The organism is Mesorhizobium sp. B2-4-6, from assembly GCF_006442775.1.
Classification (GTDB): Bacteria; Pseudomonadota; Alphaproteobacteria; order Rhizobiales; family Rhizobiaceae; genus Mesorhizobium.
This window is the reverse complement of the sequence record NZ_VFVI01000006.1, coordinates 312,156-329,919: the sequence shown is the minus strand read 5'-3', so window position 1 is coordinate 329,919 and position 17,764 is coordinate 312,156. Positions and strand designations below refer to the sequence as shown.

13 protein-coding genes are annotated in these 17,764 nt (G+C 63.8%); 2 read left to right on the top strand and 11 right to left on the bottom strand.

What is annotated here, in order from left to right:
* Positions 1-3,083: VCBS domain-containing protein (locus FJ957_RS18220; protein WP_210243247.1), on the bottom strand; the 3,083-nt coding region annotated here is incomplete at its 3' end.
* A gap of 323 nt (positions 3,084-3,406) precedes the next feature.
* Here FJ957_RS18220 and FJ957_RS18215 point away from each other — a divergent pair.
* The gene (locus tag FJ957_RS18215; RefSeq protein ID WP_140833670.1) at positions 3,407-4,357 is read left to right on the top strand and encodes a transglutaminase-like cysteine peptidase; all 951 of its coding nucleotides are present in this window, start codon (positions 3,407-3,409) and stop codon (positions 4,355-4,357) included.
* Positions 4,358-4,454: 97 nt separating this feature from the next.
* Here the strand turns inward: FJ957_RS18215 and FJ957_RS18210 are convergent, their stop codons facing one another.
* The 4 genes from FJ957_RS18210 to FJ957_RS18195 are packed head-to-tail and all read right to left on the bottom strand — an operon-like array spanning position 4,455 to position 10,010.
* Positions 4,455-5,096, bottom strand: a complete 642-nt coding sequence (locus tag FJ957_RS18210; protein ID WP_140655301.1) for a ribbon-helix-helix domain-containing protein — start codon at positions 5,094-5,096, stop codon at positions 4,455-4,457.
* Complete coding sequence (locus tag FJ957_RS18205; RefSeq protein ID WP_140833668.1) at positions 5,086-6,375, bottom strand: HlyD family type I secretion periplasmic adaptor subunit; 1,290 nt, start codon at positions 6,373-6,375, stop codon at positions 5,086-5,088. Before FJ957_RS18205 ends, FJ957_RS18210 begins: the two co-directional genes overlap by 11 nt.
* Before the next feature lie 15 nt (positions 6,376-6,390).
* On the bottom strand, positions 6,391-8,523 hold the full coding sequence (locus FJ957_RS18200) for a type I secretion system permease/ATPase (protein WP_140833666.1): 2,133 nt from the start codon (positions 8,521-8,523) through the stop codon (positions 6,391-6,393).
* Between the two features lie 38 nt (positions 8,524-8,561).
* Positions 8,562-10,010, bottom strand: coding sequence for a TolC family protein (locus FJ957_RS18195; RefSeq protein ID WP_140833663.1), 1,449 nt, complete (start codon positions 10,008-10,010; stop codon positions 8,562-8,564).
* Between the two features lie 410 nt (positions 10,011-10,420).
* On the opposite strand from FJ957_RS18195, the gene FJ957_RS18190 reads away from it, so the two are divergent.
* Positions 10,421-11,761 carry an NAD(P)H-dependent oxidoreductase gene (locus FJ957_RS18190; protein ID WP_140833661.1) on the top strand — a complete coding sequence of 447 codons (1,341 nt, stop codon included), beginning with the start codon at positions 10,421-10,423 and terminating at the stop codon, positions 11,759-11,761.
* Between the two features lie 7 nt (positions 11,762-11,768).
* Here FJ957_RS18190 and FJ957_RS18185 read toward each other — a convergent pair whose 3' ends face one another.
* The 6 genes from FJ957_RS18185 to FJ957_RS18160 all read right to left on the bottom strand — a co-directional run bounded on the left by FJ957_RS18185 (position 11,769) and on the right by FJ957_RS18160 (position 17,680).
* Positions 11,769-12,056 (bottom strand): PTS sugar transporter subunit IIB, encoded by a 288-nt coding sequence (locus FJ957_RS18185; RefSeq protein WP_140833658.1) that lies wholly within the window; start codon positions 12,054-12,056, stop codon positions 11,769-11,771.
* Between the two features lie 14 nt (positions 12,057-12,070).
* Positions 12,071-12,532, bottom strand: a complete 462-nt coding sequence (locus FJ957_RS18180) for a PTS sugar transporter subunit IIA (RefSeq protein ID WP_140647720.1) — start codon at positions 12,530-12,532, stop codon at positions 12,071-12,073.
* A 184-nt stretch (positions 12,533-12,716) separates the two neighbouring features.
* The gene (locus FJ957_RS18175; protein WP_140833656.1) at positions 12,717-14,123 is read right to left on the bottom strand and encodes a PTS transporter subunit IIC; all 1,407 of its coding nucleotides are present in this window, start codon (positions 14,121-14,123) and stop codon (positions 12,717-12,719) included.
* Between the two features lie 317 nt (positions 14,124-14,440).
* The gene (gene proC, locus FJ957_RS18170; RefSeq protein WP_140833654.1) at positions 14,441-15,256 is read right to left on the bottom strand and encodes a pyrroline-5-carboxylate reductase; all 816 of its coding nucleotides are present in this window, start codon (positions 15,254-15,256) and stop codon (positions 14,441-14,443) included.
* 137 nt (positions 15,257-15,393) lie between these two features.
* Positions 15,394-16,713 (bottom strand): O-antigen ligase, encoded by a 1,320-nt coding sequence (locus FJ957_RS18165; protein ID WP_140833651.1) that lies wholly within the window; start codon positions 16,711-16,713, stop codon positions 15,394-15,396.
* Entirely contained in the window at positions 16,682-17,680 is a 999-nt protein-coding gene (locus FJ957_RS18160; protein ID WP_140833648.1) for a glycosyltransferase, read from the bottom strand. Before FJ957_RS18160 ends, FJ957_RS18165 begins: the two co-directional genes overlap by 32 nt.
* Positions 17,681-17,764 lie beyond the last annotated feature (84 nt).

Here is a 17,764-nt window from a genome sequence, read left to right as displayed (position 1 = left end):
AGATCGGCATTGCCGGCTTCGACGACCGCACCCGTGGTGTCCCCGGTGATCGTCGGCACATCGTTGGTGCCGTGGATGACGACGCTGACCTGCTGGTCGTCCCAGGCGCCCTTGTCGTCGGTGACGCGCACCGTGTAGGTCTCGGTCACGGTCTGGCCTGCCGCCAGCGCCTGCACGGCGGCGCTGCCGTTGTTGAGGGTGTAGGTCCACTGGCCGCTGCTGTTGACGCTGAAGGAGCCGTAGGTCGTGCCCGTGCCCTGCGGGCTGTTGGGGCTGACGCTCCAGGCGGCCGTGTGGCCCGTGTCGGGGTCGGCCGAGGCCAGCTGGCCGCTCGCGGTCAGCGTGCCGTCTTCCGTCACGTTGCCGGCGGCGTTGCCCACCGCATAGCTGATGACCGGGCTGTCGTTGGCGCCGGTGATGGTGACGGTCACGACCTGCGTGGCGGTAGCACCCTGGTCATCCGTCACCGTCACGGTGAAGGTCTCGGTCGCGGTGGCGCCTTCGGCCAGCGCATTGGTGGCGGCCTTGCTGTTGTCCAGCGTGTAGGTCCACACGCCCGTGGCCGGGTTGACGGCGAAGCTGCCATAAGTGCCGGCGGCATTGCCGCTCCAGGAGGCCGTGGCGCCCTGGTCGGGGTCGTGCGAGGTCAGCGTGCCGGTTACCGTCGGCGTGCCGGTCGTCACCGCGCCCGGATCGGTCGTGGTCGTGCCGGCGACGGCGGTGCCGAGATCGGCATTGCCGGCTTCGACGACCGCACCCGTGGTGTCCCCGGTGATCGTCGGCACATCGTTGGTGCCGTGGATATCGAAGATGATAGTCTTGGTATCGGCGTCGCTGTCCTTGTCAGTCAGCGTGTAGTCGAACGATACGCTGATCGTGTTGCCGTCAGCCAGCGCCTGCGTGGCGGGCTTGCTGTTATCCAGCACGAAGGTCCAGGTGCCGTTGGTGTTCTGCGTCAGCGTGCCGTAGTCGGCCAGGTTGACCGTGTTGCCGTTCAGCGTGGCGGTCGCCGTGCCCCAGGTTACCGGGCTCGCCGCAGCCGGGCCATCGGCGCCGAACGTGTTGTTGTAGTCGGTCGTGACGTTGCCCCCGACGGCGGTCGTGGCGCCGTCTTCGGTCAGCGTGCCGGCATCCGCATTATGCGCGGCCGGCATGTCGTCGACGATGACGATGCTGATGGTGCCGTCGCCGTGGGTGCCGCCGATGCCGTCGACCGCAACCGCAACGCTGTCGGGCAGCGTGTTGTTGCCGTTGCCGGCGGGATGGGTCTGCGCGCCGTTGAGCGTGTAGCTATAGGCGAACGTGGCCTCCGTGCCCGCTCCCGAGGGCGTCACGCCGGTGACCGTCAGCGTGCCTTCGCCCGTGTTGATGGTCTTGCCGAGCCAGTCGGCCAGCGTGTGGGTCTCGGTGCCGATGGTGACGTCCTTGATGCCGTCGGTGGCCGTGACCTTGAACGTGCCGGTGTCGGTCTCGCTGGTGTCGGCAACCGAGGTCAGGCCGTGTTCGTACACGACGTTGGAAGCGCCATTGGCATTGGCATCATCGCTCGGCGTGACCACGACGGTCGAGCTGTCGTGGGCGCCATTGATCTCGAAGGTGATGGTCTTGGCGTCGGCGTCGCTGTCGTGATCGGTCAGCGTGTAGCCGAGCGAGACGTTGATCGTATTGCCGGTCTCCAGCGCCTGCGTCGCGGGCTTGCTGTTGTCCAGCACGAAGCTCCAGGTGCCGTTGGCGTTCTGCGTCAGCGTGCCGTAGTCGGCCAGGTTGACCGTGTTGCCGCCCAGCGTGGCGGTCGCCGCGCCCCAGGTTACCGGGCTCGCCGCTGCCGGGCCGTCGGCGCCGAACATGTTGTTGTAGTCGGTTGTGACGTTGCCCCCGACGGCGGTCGTGGCGCCGTCTTCGGTCAGCGTGCCGGCATCCGCATTGTGCGCAACCGGCACATCGTCGACGATCTGGACCGAGAGCGTGCCGGGCAGCGAGACGTCACCGTCACTGTCGGTGACTGTCACCGTAAAGTTGTCGAAGGTGGAATTGGTACCGGCGCCGTCCGGATGCTGCGCGCTATGCTCCAGCGTGTAGGTGTAGCTCACCTGGCCGGTGGCGGCGTCATAGCCGTTGATGGTCAGCGTGTTGCCGAATGGCGTCGTGATGTTGATCGGCGTCGACGCGCTGTTGGCGAGTTCGGCGCCGGTAATCACCTTACCGTTGATGTCCACCGAGCCGATGCCGTCGGGCGAGGTGATGGTAAAGGTGCCAGTGTTGTGTTCGGACGGGTCGTTGTCCACCGCACCGCTGGTGGCCGCCTCGCCGGACCCCGTCGCTCCGGCGGTCTCAAGGCCCTTTTCGTCGACGATGGTGTCGCCGCCGCTGGTCGACGGCGTCAGGTCGAGGATCGTCGGCGTCGAGTCGGGCAGCAGGCCCGGAAACAGCTCGCGATGGTCAGGCTGGCCGAACGCCAGGTCCGTCGGCGGCAGCAGCGACGTCAGGCCGAAGCCGTCGCCGATCCCACCTGCGGGATGTTCGAAATTTCCGCCCGCGCTGCCCGGCGAGCCGTTGCCGCCGGCCGAGATCGAGCCGTCAGCGCCGAAGGCGACATCGACATGGCTTGCCTCGAGCGCGGCGATCAGGGCCACGCGCGGCACCTCGACGTCGCCGAGGATGAAGGTCGGCACATTCAACGCGGCGTCCTTGATGACGATCTGGGATCCGTCGGGCTGCGTGAGGACGAGATCATGTCCGTCGACCTTGATGTTGTCGATCGACACGCTGGCCGGAAGCTTTACGACGTTGCCGGCCTCGACGTGATATTCATGCGGGACATTCCCTGCCGCTGCATTTGCCGCCGTTGCGGGAGCGGCGGAAGCAGGGGCCTTGGCATCGACCGCCGGCTGGTTCGCGGCCGGCGCATCGGCCGTGCCCTGCGCCGGCGCGCCGCTGCCGACGTCGACCGGCACCGGCTCGCTTGCAGCCTGGCCGGTGGTCGCCTGCGCGACCTGGACACCCGTGGAAATATGATTCTCACCAGCGCTCGCGTGCTCGTCCCAGGAATTTGAAACGGCGTCGAATTCGATATTGGTTGTCATAGCTGAAGCCCCTCCGGCATTTCCCGGAAAGAGACATGTCGGGCCTGGACTTTGCAACAGACCTTCAATCGATTTCATATATTCGAATATGTAGAGAATCGCATTTTTTACACTTGGTAAATCGCGATGATATATCTGGGTATGCATGATCTTAAGGAAGGCGGGATTGAGCGCGCCGCGCGCCTCCGCCTTGGTAAATGGAAGTATAATTTTGAATAAAATTTGACGTAAAACAGAATAGAGTGATTCGCGGAAATTTACCTACCTTCCTTTCCGATAATTTGAGACAAGATTGGTAGCGTCCACAGTCAAAGGTGGGCGTTATGAAAATACAAAAAGCAGGCCCGACGGGGATCAAGGTTCTTTTGCTGGCGATCGGCCTTGCCGGTTCGGCAAATCCATCGTCCGCCAGCGCAGATCCGGGCCCAGATTCGGTCCTGCAAAAGGTGCTTGCGCCGGCGAGCCTTGGCGGTGTTTCGCTGGCCCGGCCGCGGCCTCGGCAGCCGGCCACCGCTTACCGGATCGCGGAGGTTTCGGCAGGCTACGCGCCGGCAGCGGCCTACGCGGTTGAAGCCCACTCGAGCGCCAAGGCCGATCCCGGCATCGATCCGATCCAGACCGCCGCGATCATCCCCGGTGTCTTCGGCTCCGTCGCTTTGTCGATGCGCAACTTCCCGGTCGCGGCGCGCTGGGCTCCCGTCTACAGGTCCATCGTCGATTGCACCGCCGGCAGCGTCTGCGATCGCGAGAGCCCGGCTTTCGCCGAGATCATCAACATTGCCGCCGACAAGGGCTTTCGCGAGAAGCTCGCTTTCGTCAACAGCAGCATCAACCGCCTGATCGCCTATCGCAAGGACAGCGTCGTCTACGGCAAGCTCGACTATTGGGCAAAGCCTTCGGAAATCCTCGAACATCGCGCCGGCGATTGCGAGGATTTCGCCATACTCAAGATGGCGGCGCTGCTCAGGGCCGGGATCCCGGCACAGAGCATGTCGCTCGTGGTGCTCCAGGATCGCCGCCGCAAGTTCTTCCACGCCGTCCTGTCGGTAAGCACGGGAAGCGGGGCCTTCATCCTCGACAGCCTCGGCAACGCCGTCCTGCGCGACAGCGAACTGCCCGACTATGTTCCGCTCTATTCCTTCAGCACGGATCGCGCCTGGATCCATGGGTCGAAGTCTGGCGCGCAGATCGCCGACATCGCAGGCGGCTTCGCGACGGTCGCTCCGGGCGAAGGATCGCTGGAACCATCGGCGGCTTCGAGCCTGAGGCCGTAGACTCGAGCGGTTCAGCGTCTCACCGAAATACACACGGTCGCTTATTGTCTTGACGCATTCCGGACTGAAAACCGCCGTTCCAGGAAAATGCGTAGCTCTAGCCGTTGTAGACGAAAGCCATCAGCAGTTCCGGATCGGTGACAGGCGCGCGCACGGCGCTGAGCTGGCCGCGATAGCGGCGCTCGCCCGCGCCGATCACGAAGCCGCTGGTGACCGGCGTTTCGCCATTGGCGTCGAGGCGGGCGAAGATGTCGGGAACGTTGAGGTCGAGCGCCAGCTTCAGGTCCTGGCGCCCATCCTCGCCCGGCGCGCTCGGCAACTGACGCCTGACCAGTTGCTGGAACGGCGTGTTGAAGGCCAGGATCTTCTTCGACGAAGACAGCGCGAAGGCGGGCGAGGGGCAGGCGATCAGGATTGCATTGATCGTGCGGATCGAAGCGAGCTTGCGCAATTCCATGCTTTCCTCGGCGAGGCCGCGCATGCAGGCGACGCGGATCGCCGAGGTGAGATTGCCCTGGTCGGGATGGTGTTCGGCGATCTCCTCGACCAGCATGCCGATCGTGCATTTGCGGCTTTCGGCCATCTGCTTCAGCGACACCCAGAAGGCCCGCTCCAGCCGGATGCCGCGACGCACGCCGCCGCGCGCCACGACGCGGAATTCCGGGCCGAAATCCTCGGCCGCGAGCGCCGGCAGCAGCCGTTCGCGCGAAGTGTCCGGATGGATGGCGCTATCGCTCACTCATTGCCTCCTGACGCGCCTTGTTGATGGGCTTCAAAAGATAGTTGAGGATCGTCTTGCGTCCGGTCTTGATGTCGACCGAGCAGATCATGCCGGGGATGATCGAATAGGTCTTGCCGTTCCTTATAAGCGTCGATTTGTCGGTGGCGACCCGCACCTGGTAGTAGGGCTCGCCCGTCTTCTGGTCGACGAGGCTGTCGGCGGTGATGTTGGAGACCTTGCCCTCGATGCCGCCGAAGATCGAGAAATCATAGGCCGTGACCTTGATCAGCGCCTCCTGGTTCGGCTGGATGAAGGCGACGTCGCGCGGCGAAACCCGGGCCTCGACCAGCAGCGTCTCGGAGGTCGGCACGATGCCGGCCACGACCGCGCCTGGCTGCACGAAGGCGCCGAGCGTGTTGACGTCGAGCGTGTTGACGATGCCGTCGACCGGCGAGCGGATGTCGGTGCGCGCCACCTTGTCGGTGGCGCCGCGGATGGTTTCGTCGACCACGGAAAGATCGGCGAGCGCCTGCGTCAGGTCGCTCAACGCCTCCTGCTGCAATTGCAGGCCCAATTCGTTCACCTGAAGCTGCGCCTCGGTGATAGCCGACTTGGTCTTCTTGATGGTCTCGCCGGCCAGGGTCAACTGCCCGTGAAGATCGGTCTGCTCCCGCTCGACGCGGATCTGTTCGGTCCTGGCCATCAGGCCTTTCTTGACCATGGGTTCGACCAGCGCCGCTTCCTGGTCGGTGACGGCAAGGCTCTTGGACAGGCGGTCGGCATTGGCGGTGGCCTCGTCCAGCTCCTTCTCGCGCTGGTCGAGGCGCGATTTGAGAACCGACAGCTTGACCTCGAAATTGTCGCGGCGCGCGACAAGCAGCTTTTGCTCGTTGTCGCAGATCTCCGGCGCGACTTTCTGGATTTCCACAGGGCAGGGAAACGCCCCTTCGACACTGCCGCTCTGCTCGAACTGCAGCCTGGCGATTCGCGCCTGCAGCGCTCGCGCCTTGGCCTTCTCTTCGCCAAGGCTCGAAGTATTGCCCGAATTGTCGAGACGGATGATGAGGTCGTTCTTCTTGACGATCTGGCCGATCTGGACGGCGATCTCCTGCACGACGCCCGGTTCGCTGGCCTGAATGATCTGCGTCTTCGAAGCGGGTATCACCTTGCCGTCGCCGCGCGCGATCTCGTCGACCTCGGCGAACGACGCCCAGGCCGTGAAACACACGAACAGCGCTCCGACGATGTAGACGGACGCCGAGGCGAAAAGTGGTGGCCGGTCTTCCCTTGCTAGCATGTCCATACGTTCCGGTCAGGCATTTGCCTTCTGCAGCGCCTGAATGACTTGTTCCTTCGGCCCGTCGGCGACGACGCGGCCCTGGTCGATGACGATGAGGCGGTCGGCAAGTTCCAGCATGCTGTAGCGATGGGTCGACACGATCAGCGTCGTGCCGCGGTCGAACGCCACCTTGAGCTGCTTGATCAACTGCCGTTCGGAAGCGAGATCCATCGAACCTGACGGCTCGTCCAGGAAGACGATCTTCGGCTTGGTCAAAAGCAGCCGCGCGATTGCCACTGCTTGCCTTTGCCCGCCCGAGAGATTGGTGCCACGCTCGCCGACATTCATGTCATAGCCGCGCGGATGCCGCGAGACGAAGTCGTCGACGCCGGCGGCTTTCGCCGCATCGATGATCTCCTCGTCGGTGGCTTCCGGCGCGGCCATCAAGAGGTTCTCCTTGATGGTTCCTGAAAACAGGTCGCCGGCCTGAGCGACGATGCCGACCGCGGCGCGGACCTCCGAGGGATGGTATTGCCGGATGTCGATGCCGTCGAGCAGCAACTCCCCTGACGTCGGCAGGAACAGCCGGCCGATCAGCCGCCCCATCGTGGTCTTGCCGGAACCGATGCGGCCGATGATGCCGATCCGCTCGCCGGGCCTGACCGCGATGTTGAGCCCGCTCAGAACCTCGTTTTCCGTGCCCGGATAGGCGAAGCCGACATTCTTGAAGACCAGCGCCCCGCTGCGGATCGGCCGGTTGACGAAACCGACCGTATCGGGGCGGTCCTCCGGCTGCGACATGATCGTGTTGATGATCTTGAGCGACAGCATGGCCTGCCGGAATCGGGCAAGCGTGATGGCGATCTGGCCGAGCGGCGCCACGGCGCGGCCGGCAAGCATCACGGTGCCGATGATGGCGCCGGTCGACACCTGGCCTTCCGAGAAGGCATAGGCGCCGGCCACCACCAGGGCGACCGTCACGAATTGCTGGATGGCGCCGGTGATGTTGCCCGCCGCCGCCGAGAGCTCCTTGATCTTTTCCGACGTGTTGGCCGCGTTCTTCGAATGCTCGCCCCATTTGCGCAGCAGATAGGCTTCGGCGCGCAGCGACTTGATCGTTTCCAGCGTTGAAATGGATTCGACCAGCAGGGCCTGGCGCTGCGACGCCTCGTTCATCGAGGCGGCAACCCGCTTGCCGATCCGCCGCTGCGTGATCAGCCCGACGATGACGGAGATGACGAAGGCCAGCGCCGGTATGACCACCAGCCAGCCGCCGATGGCGTAGATGACAGCCAGGAAGACGAAGACGAAGATCGTATCGATGAAGACGCTGATCGTGTTCGAGGTGAAGAACTCGCGCACGAACTCGTATTGCGTGACGCGGTTTGCATATTCGCCTGTCGACCCTGGCCGCGCCGAAAGCGAGGAATTCAGCACTTTCTCGAACAGCAGATAGGAGATACGCAGGTCCGCCTTGCGGCCGGCATAGTCGATCAGCGACGCCCTGGCCGTCTTCAGAAGCAGGTCGAACAGGATCGCCGCGCCGATGCCGAGCGCCAGCACCCACAGCGTCGAGATCGCCTTGTTGGGCAGGATGCGGTCGTAGACGTTCATGGTGAAGATCGGCGAGGCGATCGCCAGCAGGTTGATGAACACCGCCGACAGCACCACTTTCGAATAGGTGCGCCAGAACGACCCCATGGTGCCGGTCAACCAGTGGCGCCTTTCGATCCGCGCGGCGGTGCCGACCGTCATCTCCTCGGCCTGGTTGGCATAGGTGATCGAGAAGGATGTGCCGCCGCTGATATAGCTTTCGGCGAGTTCCGACCTGTCGATCGTGGTGCGGCCGTTTTCCTGCGGCGCCGTCAGATATTGCCCGCCTTCCATCTCCGCCAGGAGGGCGACCGGCAATTGGCTGACGCGGAAGATGATGGCCGGAAGATCGAAGCGGCCACGCAGGAAATCGCGATGGCTGAAATCCTGGACCTCCAGGCCGATGCGCTCGGCCAGGTGGCGGATTTCGTCGGGCTCGATGCGTGTCTCCGAAATCGGCACGCCGGCGAACAGCACGGTTTCCGCGCTCGGCCTGCCGAGATAGGCCGCGACAGCGCAGAAGCAGGCTTTGAAAGCCTCCTTGGGCGATAGGATATTAGGTTGCTGGTTCACGATCCGCCCCGAAGGACCGAAGATCGACGCTACATCGGCTACTTTTTCCTGACCGGCGCGAGGATGTCGAACGGCAGATCGTTCTTCTGCTCCGACGGCGTCCGCGCATAGGTCTCGGTATCGGCCGTAGCCGGCACACCGAATTCCTCACGGGCGTAGGCCGCGGCCTGCTTTGCCGGCTGGATGTTGAGTGTCTTCAGCAATTCCCCGGTTGCGGCCAGCAGCCGGTATTCTGCAAACAGCGACGCGTAGGACGACGTGTCGGCCAGTGTCGCGGTGTTGAAGCGTGTGTTTTGGGCATCGAGCACATCGAGCAGCGAGCGCTGCCCGACCTTGAACTGCTCGCGATAGGAGGCGACCAGCTTTTCATTGGTGGCTGCCTGCTGCCGCAGCGTCTTTGCGAGTTCTGCCTGGCGGAAGCGGCGGTCCCACGAGGTGCGCACGGCTTCCTCGATCTCGCGCAGCACCTGGTGAAGCCCAAGGCGCTGCTCGCTGGTGCGGCGGATCTGTTCCTGCTCGTTGGCCTTGTCGATGCCGCCGCGATAAAGGTTCCAGCGCAGCACCACCCGGGCCTGCAGGTCGCTCGCGTCGCCATTGTCGCCATCGATGTCATACCCGCCCCGGGCGACGCCTTCGGCGGTGATCGTCGGGCCGTACTTCGCCCGCGCCGCGTCGACCAGCGAAGCGGCGGCATCGATGTCGCTGTTGGCCATGTGGACGCGTGGATTGTTCTGCCTGGCGAGCCCGATCGCATCGTCCAGCGATCGCGGCAGGGCGGCTGCAACATCGGACGGCCGCGACGCGTTGGTCAGTGGCTTGCCGACATTCTTAAAGAAGCGGATCTTGGCCGCCTCGAGTTCTTCGGTCGCTTCCTGCATCCGTGCCTTGGCGGCATAAAGGCGTTCCTCGGCCTGCTGCCGGTCGGCGTCGTTGAGCGCGCCGCCCGCGATGCCTTGCTTGATGTCGCTGAGGATGGACTGATGGAAGCCGAGGTTCTTCTTGGCTTCGGCCACGATCGAAGCCTGCAGCATGTATTCCAGATAGTCCTGGACGACTGCGAGCCCGATGAATTCGGACCGTTCCAGAACCCTGAAGGAAGCCCCATCGACCCGCGAGGCCTGTCGGTTCAGTTCCGCCCGCCTTGCGCCGCTGTCATAAAGTGTCTGCGAGACGGTGAGGTCGGCCTCGTTCGGATAGAGGGCTTTGTGATCCTCGTCGAGCGCGCGCCGTGTATCATTGTCCAGGCGGCGAACGCCGGTCGATGCTTCCAGATCGACGCTGGGAAGATAAAGGCCTTTGGCCTGTCGCAGCTCGAATTCGATCGCTTCGCGGTTCTCGATCGCCTGTCCAATCTCCGGATTGGATTCCACAGCGACGGCAACGGCTTCTTTGAGTGTGAGTGCGCTGGCGCTACCACAAGCCAGCATTGACACCGTGACAGCAAGCGCAACGCGCCAGCCGACGGTAACCTTACCCGTCCTGGTCATTTCTACCCCGTGACTATCCCCGCGCCATTGTTTTTTTATTGGCGCTTATTTGCCCAAGCCTGCCACCGGAGCTTTCGGCCAGTATCTATCAGATTTTTCGAGGTTGTGAGCATATAATGGATTAGACACCCCTTAAAAGTGCGATTCCGGACATTAGGGCCAAACCTGTAGCAAAAATGGCACAGAAACCGGGGGCGGCCGTCGAGTTTTTCCCGTTCAAAGCGCGCTGCAATGGTTAATGGCCTGAAAGAAACGGCGAATCGTGCGGCGGCCATGCACAAGCTCCCGCAAAATCTGCTGCGGCCTTGCAAAGCATGCGCAAGAAATCGCCATTTCAGCCTGGTTTGATTGGCAAAAGCGGATCGTTCCCTGTATTGCGGGCCGAAGCAAAAAAGCCGTGGATTTCTTGCATGACCAATGTCGCCTTGACTGGGCTTGCCCGCGATCTTGCCCGGCGCGCCGCCGAGGGCAGGCCGGTGCGCATCGGCGTCATCGGGTCCGGCGAGATGGGGACCGATCTGGTGACGCAGGGCATGCTGATGCCGGGCATTTCGATCGCGGCCATTTCCACGCGGCGCCCGCACACCGCCCGCGAGGCGATCCGCATCGCTTATGGCGACGAGGCGATGGCGGCCGAGACCGAGACCGGCTCCGGGGTCACCCGGGCGATCGAGAGCGGCAGGATCGCCGTCACCTCGAACGAGATGCTGGTCACCAACCCGCTGATCGACGTCGTCATCGACGCCACCGGCAAACCCGGCGTTGCTGCCGATTTCGACCTGATGGCCATGCAGCATGGCAAGCATCTGGTGATGATGAATGTCGAGGCGGACGTGACCATCGGCTGCTACCTGAAGCAGCAGGCCGACCGGTTGGGTGTCGTCTATTCGGTCGGCGCGGGCGACGAGCCGTCGAGCTGCATGGAACTGATCGAGTTCGCCTCGGCGCTTGGACTAGGCATCGTCGCGGCCGGCAAGGGCAAGAACAATCCGCTCAACCATGACGCCGTTCCGGACGATTATCGCGAAGAGGCGGCGCGCCGAAACATGAACCCGCGCATGCTGGTCGAGTTCGTCGATGGCTCGAAAACCATGGTCGAGATGTGCGCCATCGCCAATGCCACCGGCCTGGTCCCGGATGTTCCAGGCATGCACGGCCCCAAGGCCGATCGCGATCAACTAGCCACGGTGCTGATCCCGCGGGAGGATGGCGGCCTCCTGTCGAGGAAGGGCGTCGTCGACTACACGATCGGCAAGGGCGTGGCGCCCGGCGTCTTCGTCATCGTCGAGGCGATGCACCCGCGCGTCGTCGAGCGCTTGGATGATCTCCATGTTGGCCACGGCCCCTACTACGGCTTGTTCCGGCCCTATCACCTGACCTCGCTTGAGGTGCCGCTCACCGCCGCCCGCATCATGCTCTACGGCAAGCCCGACATGGTGCCCCTGCCGAGGCCGGTGGCGGAAGTCTGCGCGGTCGCCAAGCGCGACCTTGCCGCCGGGGAGACCTTTGATGCCATCGGCGAGACCTGCTACCGCTCCTGGACCATGACCGTCACCGACGCCCGCGCCAACCGCGCCGTTCCGGTCGGCCTGCTCGAAGGCGGCAAGGTGTTGAAGTCGGTCAGGAAGGGTGCATTGTTGACCGAGGACAATGCTGCGCCGGATCGGACGACGAGGCTCTACGCCCTGCGCCGGCTGCAGGACGACATGCTCTACGGAGCGAAGATCGGCTCGCCAGCCCTGTCGGGCTGAGCCGCTGCTATTTGCGCAACTCCGCCTCGATCTCGTCCAGCGCCTTGTCCTTGCCGATGCCGGTGAGGAAGGCGAGCCCTTTGATCACCGGCTTGGTCACGGATGCCGAGATGGGCGTGGTGGCGACGATGAAGTCGACGCTGTCGGCCAGTCCGGGCACTTCCGTGGCCTTGGCCTGCTGCGCGTGAAAGGTCAGGCCGCGCTTCTTCATCGCCTCCGTCACCGCGACATTGACCGCCGTCGAGGTCGCGACGCCCGTCCCACAGGCAAAAAGAATGGTTTTCTGTCTGGACATGTTCTTTCCTTTTGTCAGCTGAGAATGGCGCGGACGTCATCGAAGGTCCTGGCCGTCCTCAAGCCATCCAGCGCCGCGGGATTCTGGATGGTGGCCATGACGGTCTGCAGCGTGTCAATCTGCTTGTCCTTGTCATTGATGGCAAGCAGGAACACGAAGCCCACCGGCAGCTTCTCGTCGGGATCTTCCATATTGGCGAAGGTGACGGGTCGCTTGAGCGTGCCCATCGCGACGCCCGGCTTCAGCACATGTTCGGGGTCGGTATGCGGAACGGCGACATTGTCGGCGCGCTCCAGCGGCAGGCCTGTCGGGATCGTCATCTCGCGCCGCACGACGGCGTCGGCGTAGCTGCTCTTGACATAGCCCAGCGCCTCCAGCCTGGAGGCCAGGATGCGGATGATCTCCTCATTGGTCGAAGCGTCGGAGCCGAGGACGACCGCCTCGGGGTCCAGCAGTTGGATCAGGCCATTCGACAAGGGCTACTCCATTCGATGCGAACCGTGCGCCCGCCGCATCGGCTTCGGGCGCACGATCATTTCAGTTTCAGGCTAGAGCATGATCCCGAAAAGTGGGAACCGGTTTTCGAAGAGAGATCATGCTCCAACAAAGAGTTGGATCGTGACGGCGATTCAACGAAACGCCATCACGATCTAACCCGGCTCAGGCAGTGCCTTCGGCCGGTTCATCCTCGGCACCGGCGGCGCGTTCCCAGCCGAGCGGGTTGCGGCGGTAGAACAGGAACAGCGCCGCGATGACCACCGCGATGACGGCGATACCGATGATACCGAGCCCCTGGATCGCTTCGATGATCACATAAGGAACCCAGAGGAACCCGTCGACCACGGAGGTGATCTGCAGTGCATCCGCAGGCAGCTTGAAGCCCGAGGTGACGGCAGCACTTGTGAACAGCGGCGCCAGCGCGTTGGCGACGTAGAAGCCGACGGCCAGCGTCACCGTGCCGATGACGACCATGCGAAAGACGTTGCCCCTGACCAGCGGCGCGGTCATCGCGACGATGAACGGAATGACGGCTAGGTCGGCGAACAGGATGACGCGGTTGCCGGGCAGGATGATCGACAGGATGATCGCGATCGGCACCAGGATCAGCGACGACGAGATCGCCGCCGGATGGCCGATCAGAATGGCGGAGTCGAGCCCCACCAGCAGCTCGCGGTCGCCGGTGCGCTTGCGCACGAATTCCTGCGCGGCGTCCGAAACCGGGAGCAGGCCTTCCATCAGGATCTTCACCATGCGCGGCAGAAGCAGCATCACCGCCGCCAGCGTCATGCCGGTGCCGAGCACCTTGGCCAGCACGGTGCCGAGATCGCCGGCGTTGTAGAAGGCGATCAGGCCGAGCACCAGGCCGATGATGAGCCCGAGTATCACCGGCTCGCCGAAGACGCCGAAGCGGCGCTCGATGGTCTCGGTGCTGATGTTGATGCGGTTGATCCCGGGGATACGGTCCATGATCCAATTGAGGACGATGGCGATCGGCAGGATCTGCGCCGAGGCGAGATGCGGCACGGAAATGCCGGGCACGCCGTAGAACTGCTGCACCGCACGCGCCGACCAGTCGGCGAAGAGCAGCGCAAGCGCCGCGACAAGCGCCGCAATGATGATGCCGTACGCCAGATTGTTGGTGGCGGCGACGACCAGCGAGCCGACGAAGGCGAAATGCCAGAAATTCCAGACGTCGACATTGAGCGTGCGTGTCATGCGCGTGAGCAGAAGCACGATGTTGACCAGGATGCCGACCGGAATCACCCAGAGGCCGACCGACGAGCCGAAAGCGATAGCGGCGGCGGACGGCCAGCCGACATCGATGATGTCTCGATGGATGCCGGTGTTGGTGACGATCGCCTTGGCGACGTCGCCGATCGAGGTGAACATCAGGCCGAGCACGAGGTTGATGCCGATGAACGCGACGCCGATCGTGATGGCGGCGCGGAAGGCCTTGCTGACCTTGGCTCCAAGGACCACGGCGATGATGAAAATGACGATCGGCAAGAGCACTGTCGCGCCGAGCGTGTCGATGGCTCCCTTTAAGCCTGCAAGTATGGTGTCCATTCTACCTCCCCAGGGGCATCGGCTTCGGCTCGAAGCATGAATGATGCCCGCAACTCAATGACGCCTCGGCCCTCCCGGCCCAGGCACTCCCCACTCGCCGACGAGGCCGGCATGTTCAGTCGAGCGAATGAACATTTGCTTCTATCAGCGAACGAAAGTTTTATCTGGGTGGCCTATGCTAAAGTCAATCGGCAATCCTTGGGCCAAAGGGAAACCCACCGATTGTTTGGGGAAACCGGTTGGCCGGTAAAGCAATCGTCGATTCGACCTGGCCGGCTTGGCGCATGCCAGGCTGTTTTCCGGATCGGGTTAGGGTGCTACTTGCCCAGCTCTATCGACCTCAGGCGGGCGGCTTCCACGGCTTCGGTGACGAGCTTGGTCAGGCGGTCGCCGCCCATCAGCACGGCAAGCGCGGCGGCGGTCGTGCCGTTGGGGCTGGTCACCTGCTGGCGCAGCACGCTCGGCTCCTCGTCTGCTTCGGCGGCAAGCGAGGCGGCGCCGAAGACGGTCTGCATGGCAAGCAGCTTGGCGGTTGCGGCGGGCAGGCCGGCCTTCTCGGCGGCTATCGTCAGCGCCTCGATGAAGTGGAAGATATAGGCGGGGCCGGAGCCGGAGACGGCGGTCACGGCGTCCATTAGGCCTTCGTCGTCGATCGTCGTCACGACGCCGCTTGTCGAAAGCAGTTCGGCAACGAAGCGGCGGACGTCGTCGGAGACCAGCGGGTTGGAAAACACCACCATCATGCCCTTGCCGATCGCCGCCGGGGTGTTCGGCATGCAGCGGATCACCGGTGCGAGCTCGCCCAGAATTTCCTCGAAGGTGGCGACCGGCGTGCCGGCGGCGATGGAGAGAAAGCTGGTCCTGCCGTCGCCGAAGCGCTTGTAGTGCGCCGTCACCTCGCGGATAACCTGCGGCTTTACAGCGATGACGACAAGATTGGGCACAGCGTCGGCCGGGATAGCTGCAGCTTCGGCTGCGGCGTGGCAGCCGAGATGTTCGGCGCGCCGGCGCAGTTCCGCGTTGGGCTCGACCACGAACACCGCTCGCGGCTCGAGCTTCGCGGATTTCAGCCAGCCCGAGAGCATGGCGTAACCCATATTGCCGCAGCCGGCGAGAATCAGCCTGATCGTCATGAAAACCTCCGCAAGAAGGCCCTCCTTAGACGGTTGCGCCGCAACGGAAAAGGCCAGTCGGCAGGAGATCGACCGGCCAGGTCGAAACAATTCCAGGAAAAGTGTCCAGCGGTTTCCGTCCGGAATTGCCTAACCAATCAGTTTGAAAGGCGAACCGGGATTGGCCGCAGCGAGACTTGTCTCAGGCCAAGCACGCCCAGCACGAAGAACAACCAGACGGGATCGCCGCGGTGAAAGAAGAAGCTTTCCAGAAAACCGTTCAGTGCCGTGAACAGCACCACCATCATGAAGAAATCACCGAGGAAGATGTTTTCCTTGCGCGCCGGGATGCGCATGTAGTCGCGCAAAGGGGCGATCAGGAAGGTGTAGACGGCGACGCACAGCGCCGGGATGCCCATCAGCACGGCGATGTCGAGATAGCCGTCATGGCCATGCACGATGGTGCGGATGTCCCAGGGCCGGTCGAAGGGCTGGTCCTGGTTGAGCAGCAGCGGCGTGCCCCAGAAGCTTTCATAGCCGTAGCCGGTCCAGGGCTTCTTCGCCAGCATCTCGCCGGCGAACTCCCAAAGCGTCGTGCGTCCCGTATAGGTCAGGTTCGGGAAATAGATCGCCGCCAGATGCTTCACCGGCGGGATGAAGACGATGCCGAGCGTGCCGACGGCCGTGGCCACGATCGCCAGCGCGAACAGGATCGGCGTGCCCAACCGCATGCCGATGAGGCTGGGCAGCACCACGATCATGATCGAGAACGGGATCAGCCCGGCGGTCGTCTTGGAGCCGGTGTGCAGCATGAAGATCATCGCCGCGCAGAAGATGCCGGCGCCCCACCAGCGCTGGCCACGCCGGAACAGATAGAGCCCGGCGAAGCTGAAACAGGCCATCACCGGACCGGCGATGTTCTTGTGCGTGAAGACGCCGCGCCACAGGCCGGCATGCTCGGGCTCCTGCGAGTCGGCGGTATGCAGCGCCTCGTGCGGGAAGACGATCAGTCCGGTATAGGAAAGGCCGATCACCACGACGGCGGTGAAGATCACCACCCTGGCGAAGGAGTCGGCGTCGCGCGGCAGCACCAGGATCGTCGCCATTGTGATGATGCCGATCATGGTGAAGGAGGCGGCGCGCATCGCCGCGGGCGGATCGGTGGCGAGCACCACCGACAGGAAGAAGAAGCCCAGCATCAGCGCCCAGGACGGGCTCACCAGCGAGCGCACCACGCGCGGATCGGCGAAGGCGAGCAGCGAGAAGATGGAGACCGCGCCGAGCGAGCCGAAGCCAAGCTGGTTGACGATGTCGCCGCCGTCGCCGGTCAGCTCCGCGCCTGCCGGCTGGAAGGGCCGGAACGAGACGATGATGACGGTGAACAAGAGCGCGGCGATAGCCGTCGCCAGACCTTCCCTGGTGAAGGCGGCGCTGAGCGGGGCGCGCTCAATTCTTCTCAGGCTGTCGGTATTGCTCATTGGCATATCCGAATTCGGCAAGCACCCGGCCGAGCGCGACATAGACCGGATAGAGGCCGCTCGTCAGCGAGCCGGTGCGCGCCAGCCGGACGGCGCCGCGCAACGGCGAGGCCGCAAGCAGCGCCAGGCTCTTCAGGAGAACTTTAAGGCCGGCAAGCGGCGTGCCGGCCCGCTTCTTCTTTTCGACCAGCGTAGAGATCACGCCATTGCGCAGGCTGCGGGCGCGGATCCAGTCGGCCTCGACGCGCCGGGCCGGAACGGTCTCGTTGACCTTTGCCTCGGCGCACCAGCCGAGCACGAAGCCTTTCTGCGCGGAACGGCTGAGAAAGTCGGAGTCGCCGCCGCCCATGAAATTGAACCGCAGATCAAGAAAGGGCGGTCCCATCGCCTGAAGCACGTTGCGCCCCACCACCAGGTTGCCGGACGAATAAAGCGCCGGCACGCGGCCCGTTTCACGATAGGGTGGTGCAAAGACCGGATGCCCGGCCCATCTGGCGTGGCTCGGATCGGCAAAAACCGGCACTTGCGGGCCGCCGACGATGTCGGCGCCAAGGCTTTCGGCGGCGTTGCACATGCGCTCCAGCCAGTCTGGCTCGGCGATCTCGTCATCGTCGATGACCAAAAGGTGCTTGAAGTTGGGAAACTGCAGGATCGCCGTCTGCCAGCCGGCATTGTAGGCGCTGCAATTGCCACGCTCATGCGCGATAATCACGATGCCTGGCATCTCGCCGCTTTCGAACAGCGGCAGCACCGCGCCCGCGCCCTCGCGCGCCTCGGCCTCGTTTTCCATGACGATGACGGCAAAGCGCCTGTCGGTCCGCTGCGCCTTGAGCGAAGCCAGGGTTTCCTGCACCTGCTTCGGCCGCTTGAAGGTCGGCAGCGTCACGACCGCCTCGACGGTCTCGGCGGCAAGCCCCGGCGACCGCCCCGCGATCGATACAGAAGCGTCGGACGGCAAAGGGATCATCCGTTTCCAGCAGCGTGGGTTCCGCGCCCTCGATAGCATCGCGGTGATAACGCTTCGTTAATCACCTTGTCGCCCGCCTGTCGG

What these genes read in the sequence shown, in the direction of transcription:
- FJ957_RS18215 (WP_140833670.1), top strand. Translation starts at nt 3,407, where the DNA reads ATGAAAATACAAAAAGCAGGCCCGACGGGGATCAAGGTTCTTTTGCTG.
- FJ957_RS18205 (WP_140833668.1), bottom strand. Translation starts at nt 6,375, where the DNA reads ATGCTAGCAAGGGAAGACCGGCCACCACTTTTCGCCTCGGCGTCCGTC.
- FJ957_RS18195 (WP_140833663.1), bottom strand. Translation starts at nt 10,010, where the DNA reads ATGACCAGGACGGGTAAGGTTACCGTCGGCTGGCGCGTTGCGCTTGCT.
- FJ957_RS18190 (WP_140833661.1), top strand. Translation starts at nt 10,421, where the DNA reads ATGACCAATGTCGCCTTGACTGGGCTTGCCCGCGATCTTGCCCGGCGC.
- FJ957_RS18185 (WP_140833658.1), bottom strand. Translation starts at nt 12,056, where the DNA reads ATGTCCAGACAGAAAACCATTCTTTTTGCCTGTGGGACGGGCGTCGCG.
- FJ957_RS18175 (WP_140833656.1), bottom strand. Translation starts at nt 14,123, where the DNA reads ATGGACACCATACTTGCAGGCTTAAAGGGAGCCATCGACACGCTCGGC.
- proC (WP_140833654.1), bottom strand. Translation starts at nt 15,256, where the DNA reads ATGACGATCAGGCTGATTCTCGCCGGCTGCGGCAATATGGGTTACGCC.
- FJ957_RS18165 (WP_140833651.1), bottom strand. Translation starts at nt 16,713, where the DNA reads ATGAGCAATACCGACAGCCTGAGAAGAATTGAGCGCGCCCCGCTCAGC.
- FJ957_RS18160 (WP_140833648.1), bottom strand. Translation starts at nt 17,680, where the DNA reads ATGATCCCTTTGCCGTCCGACGCTTCTGTATCGATCGCGGGGCGGTCG.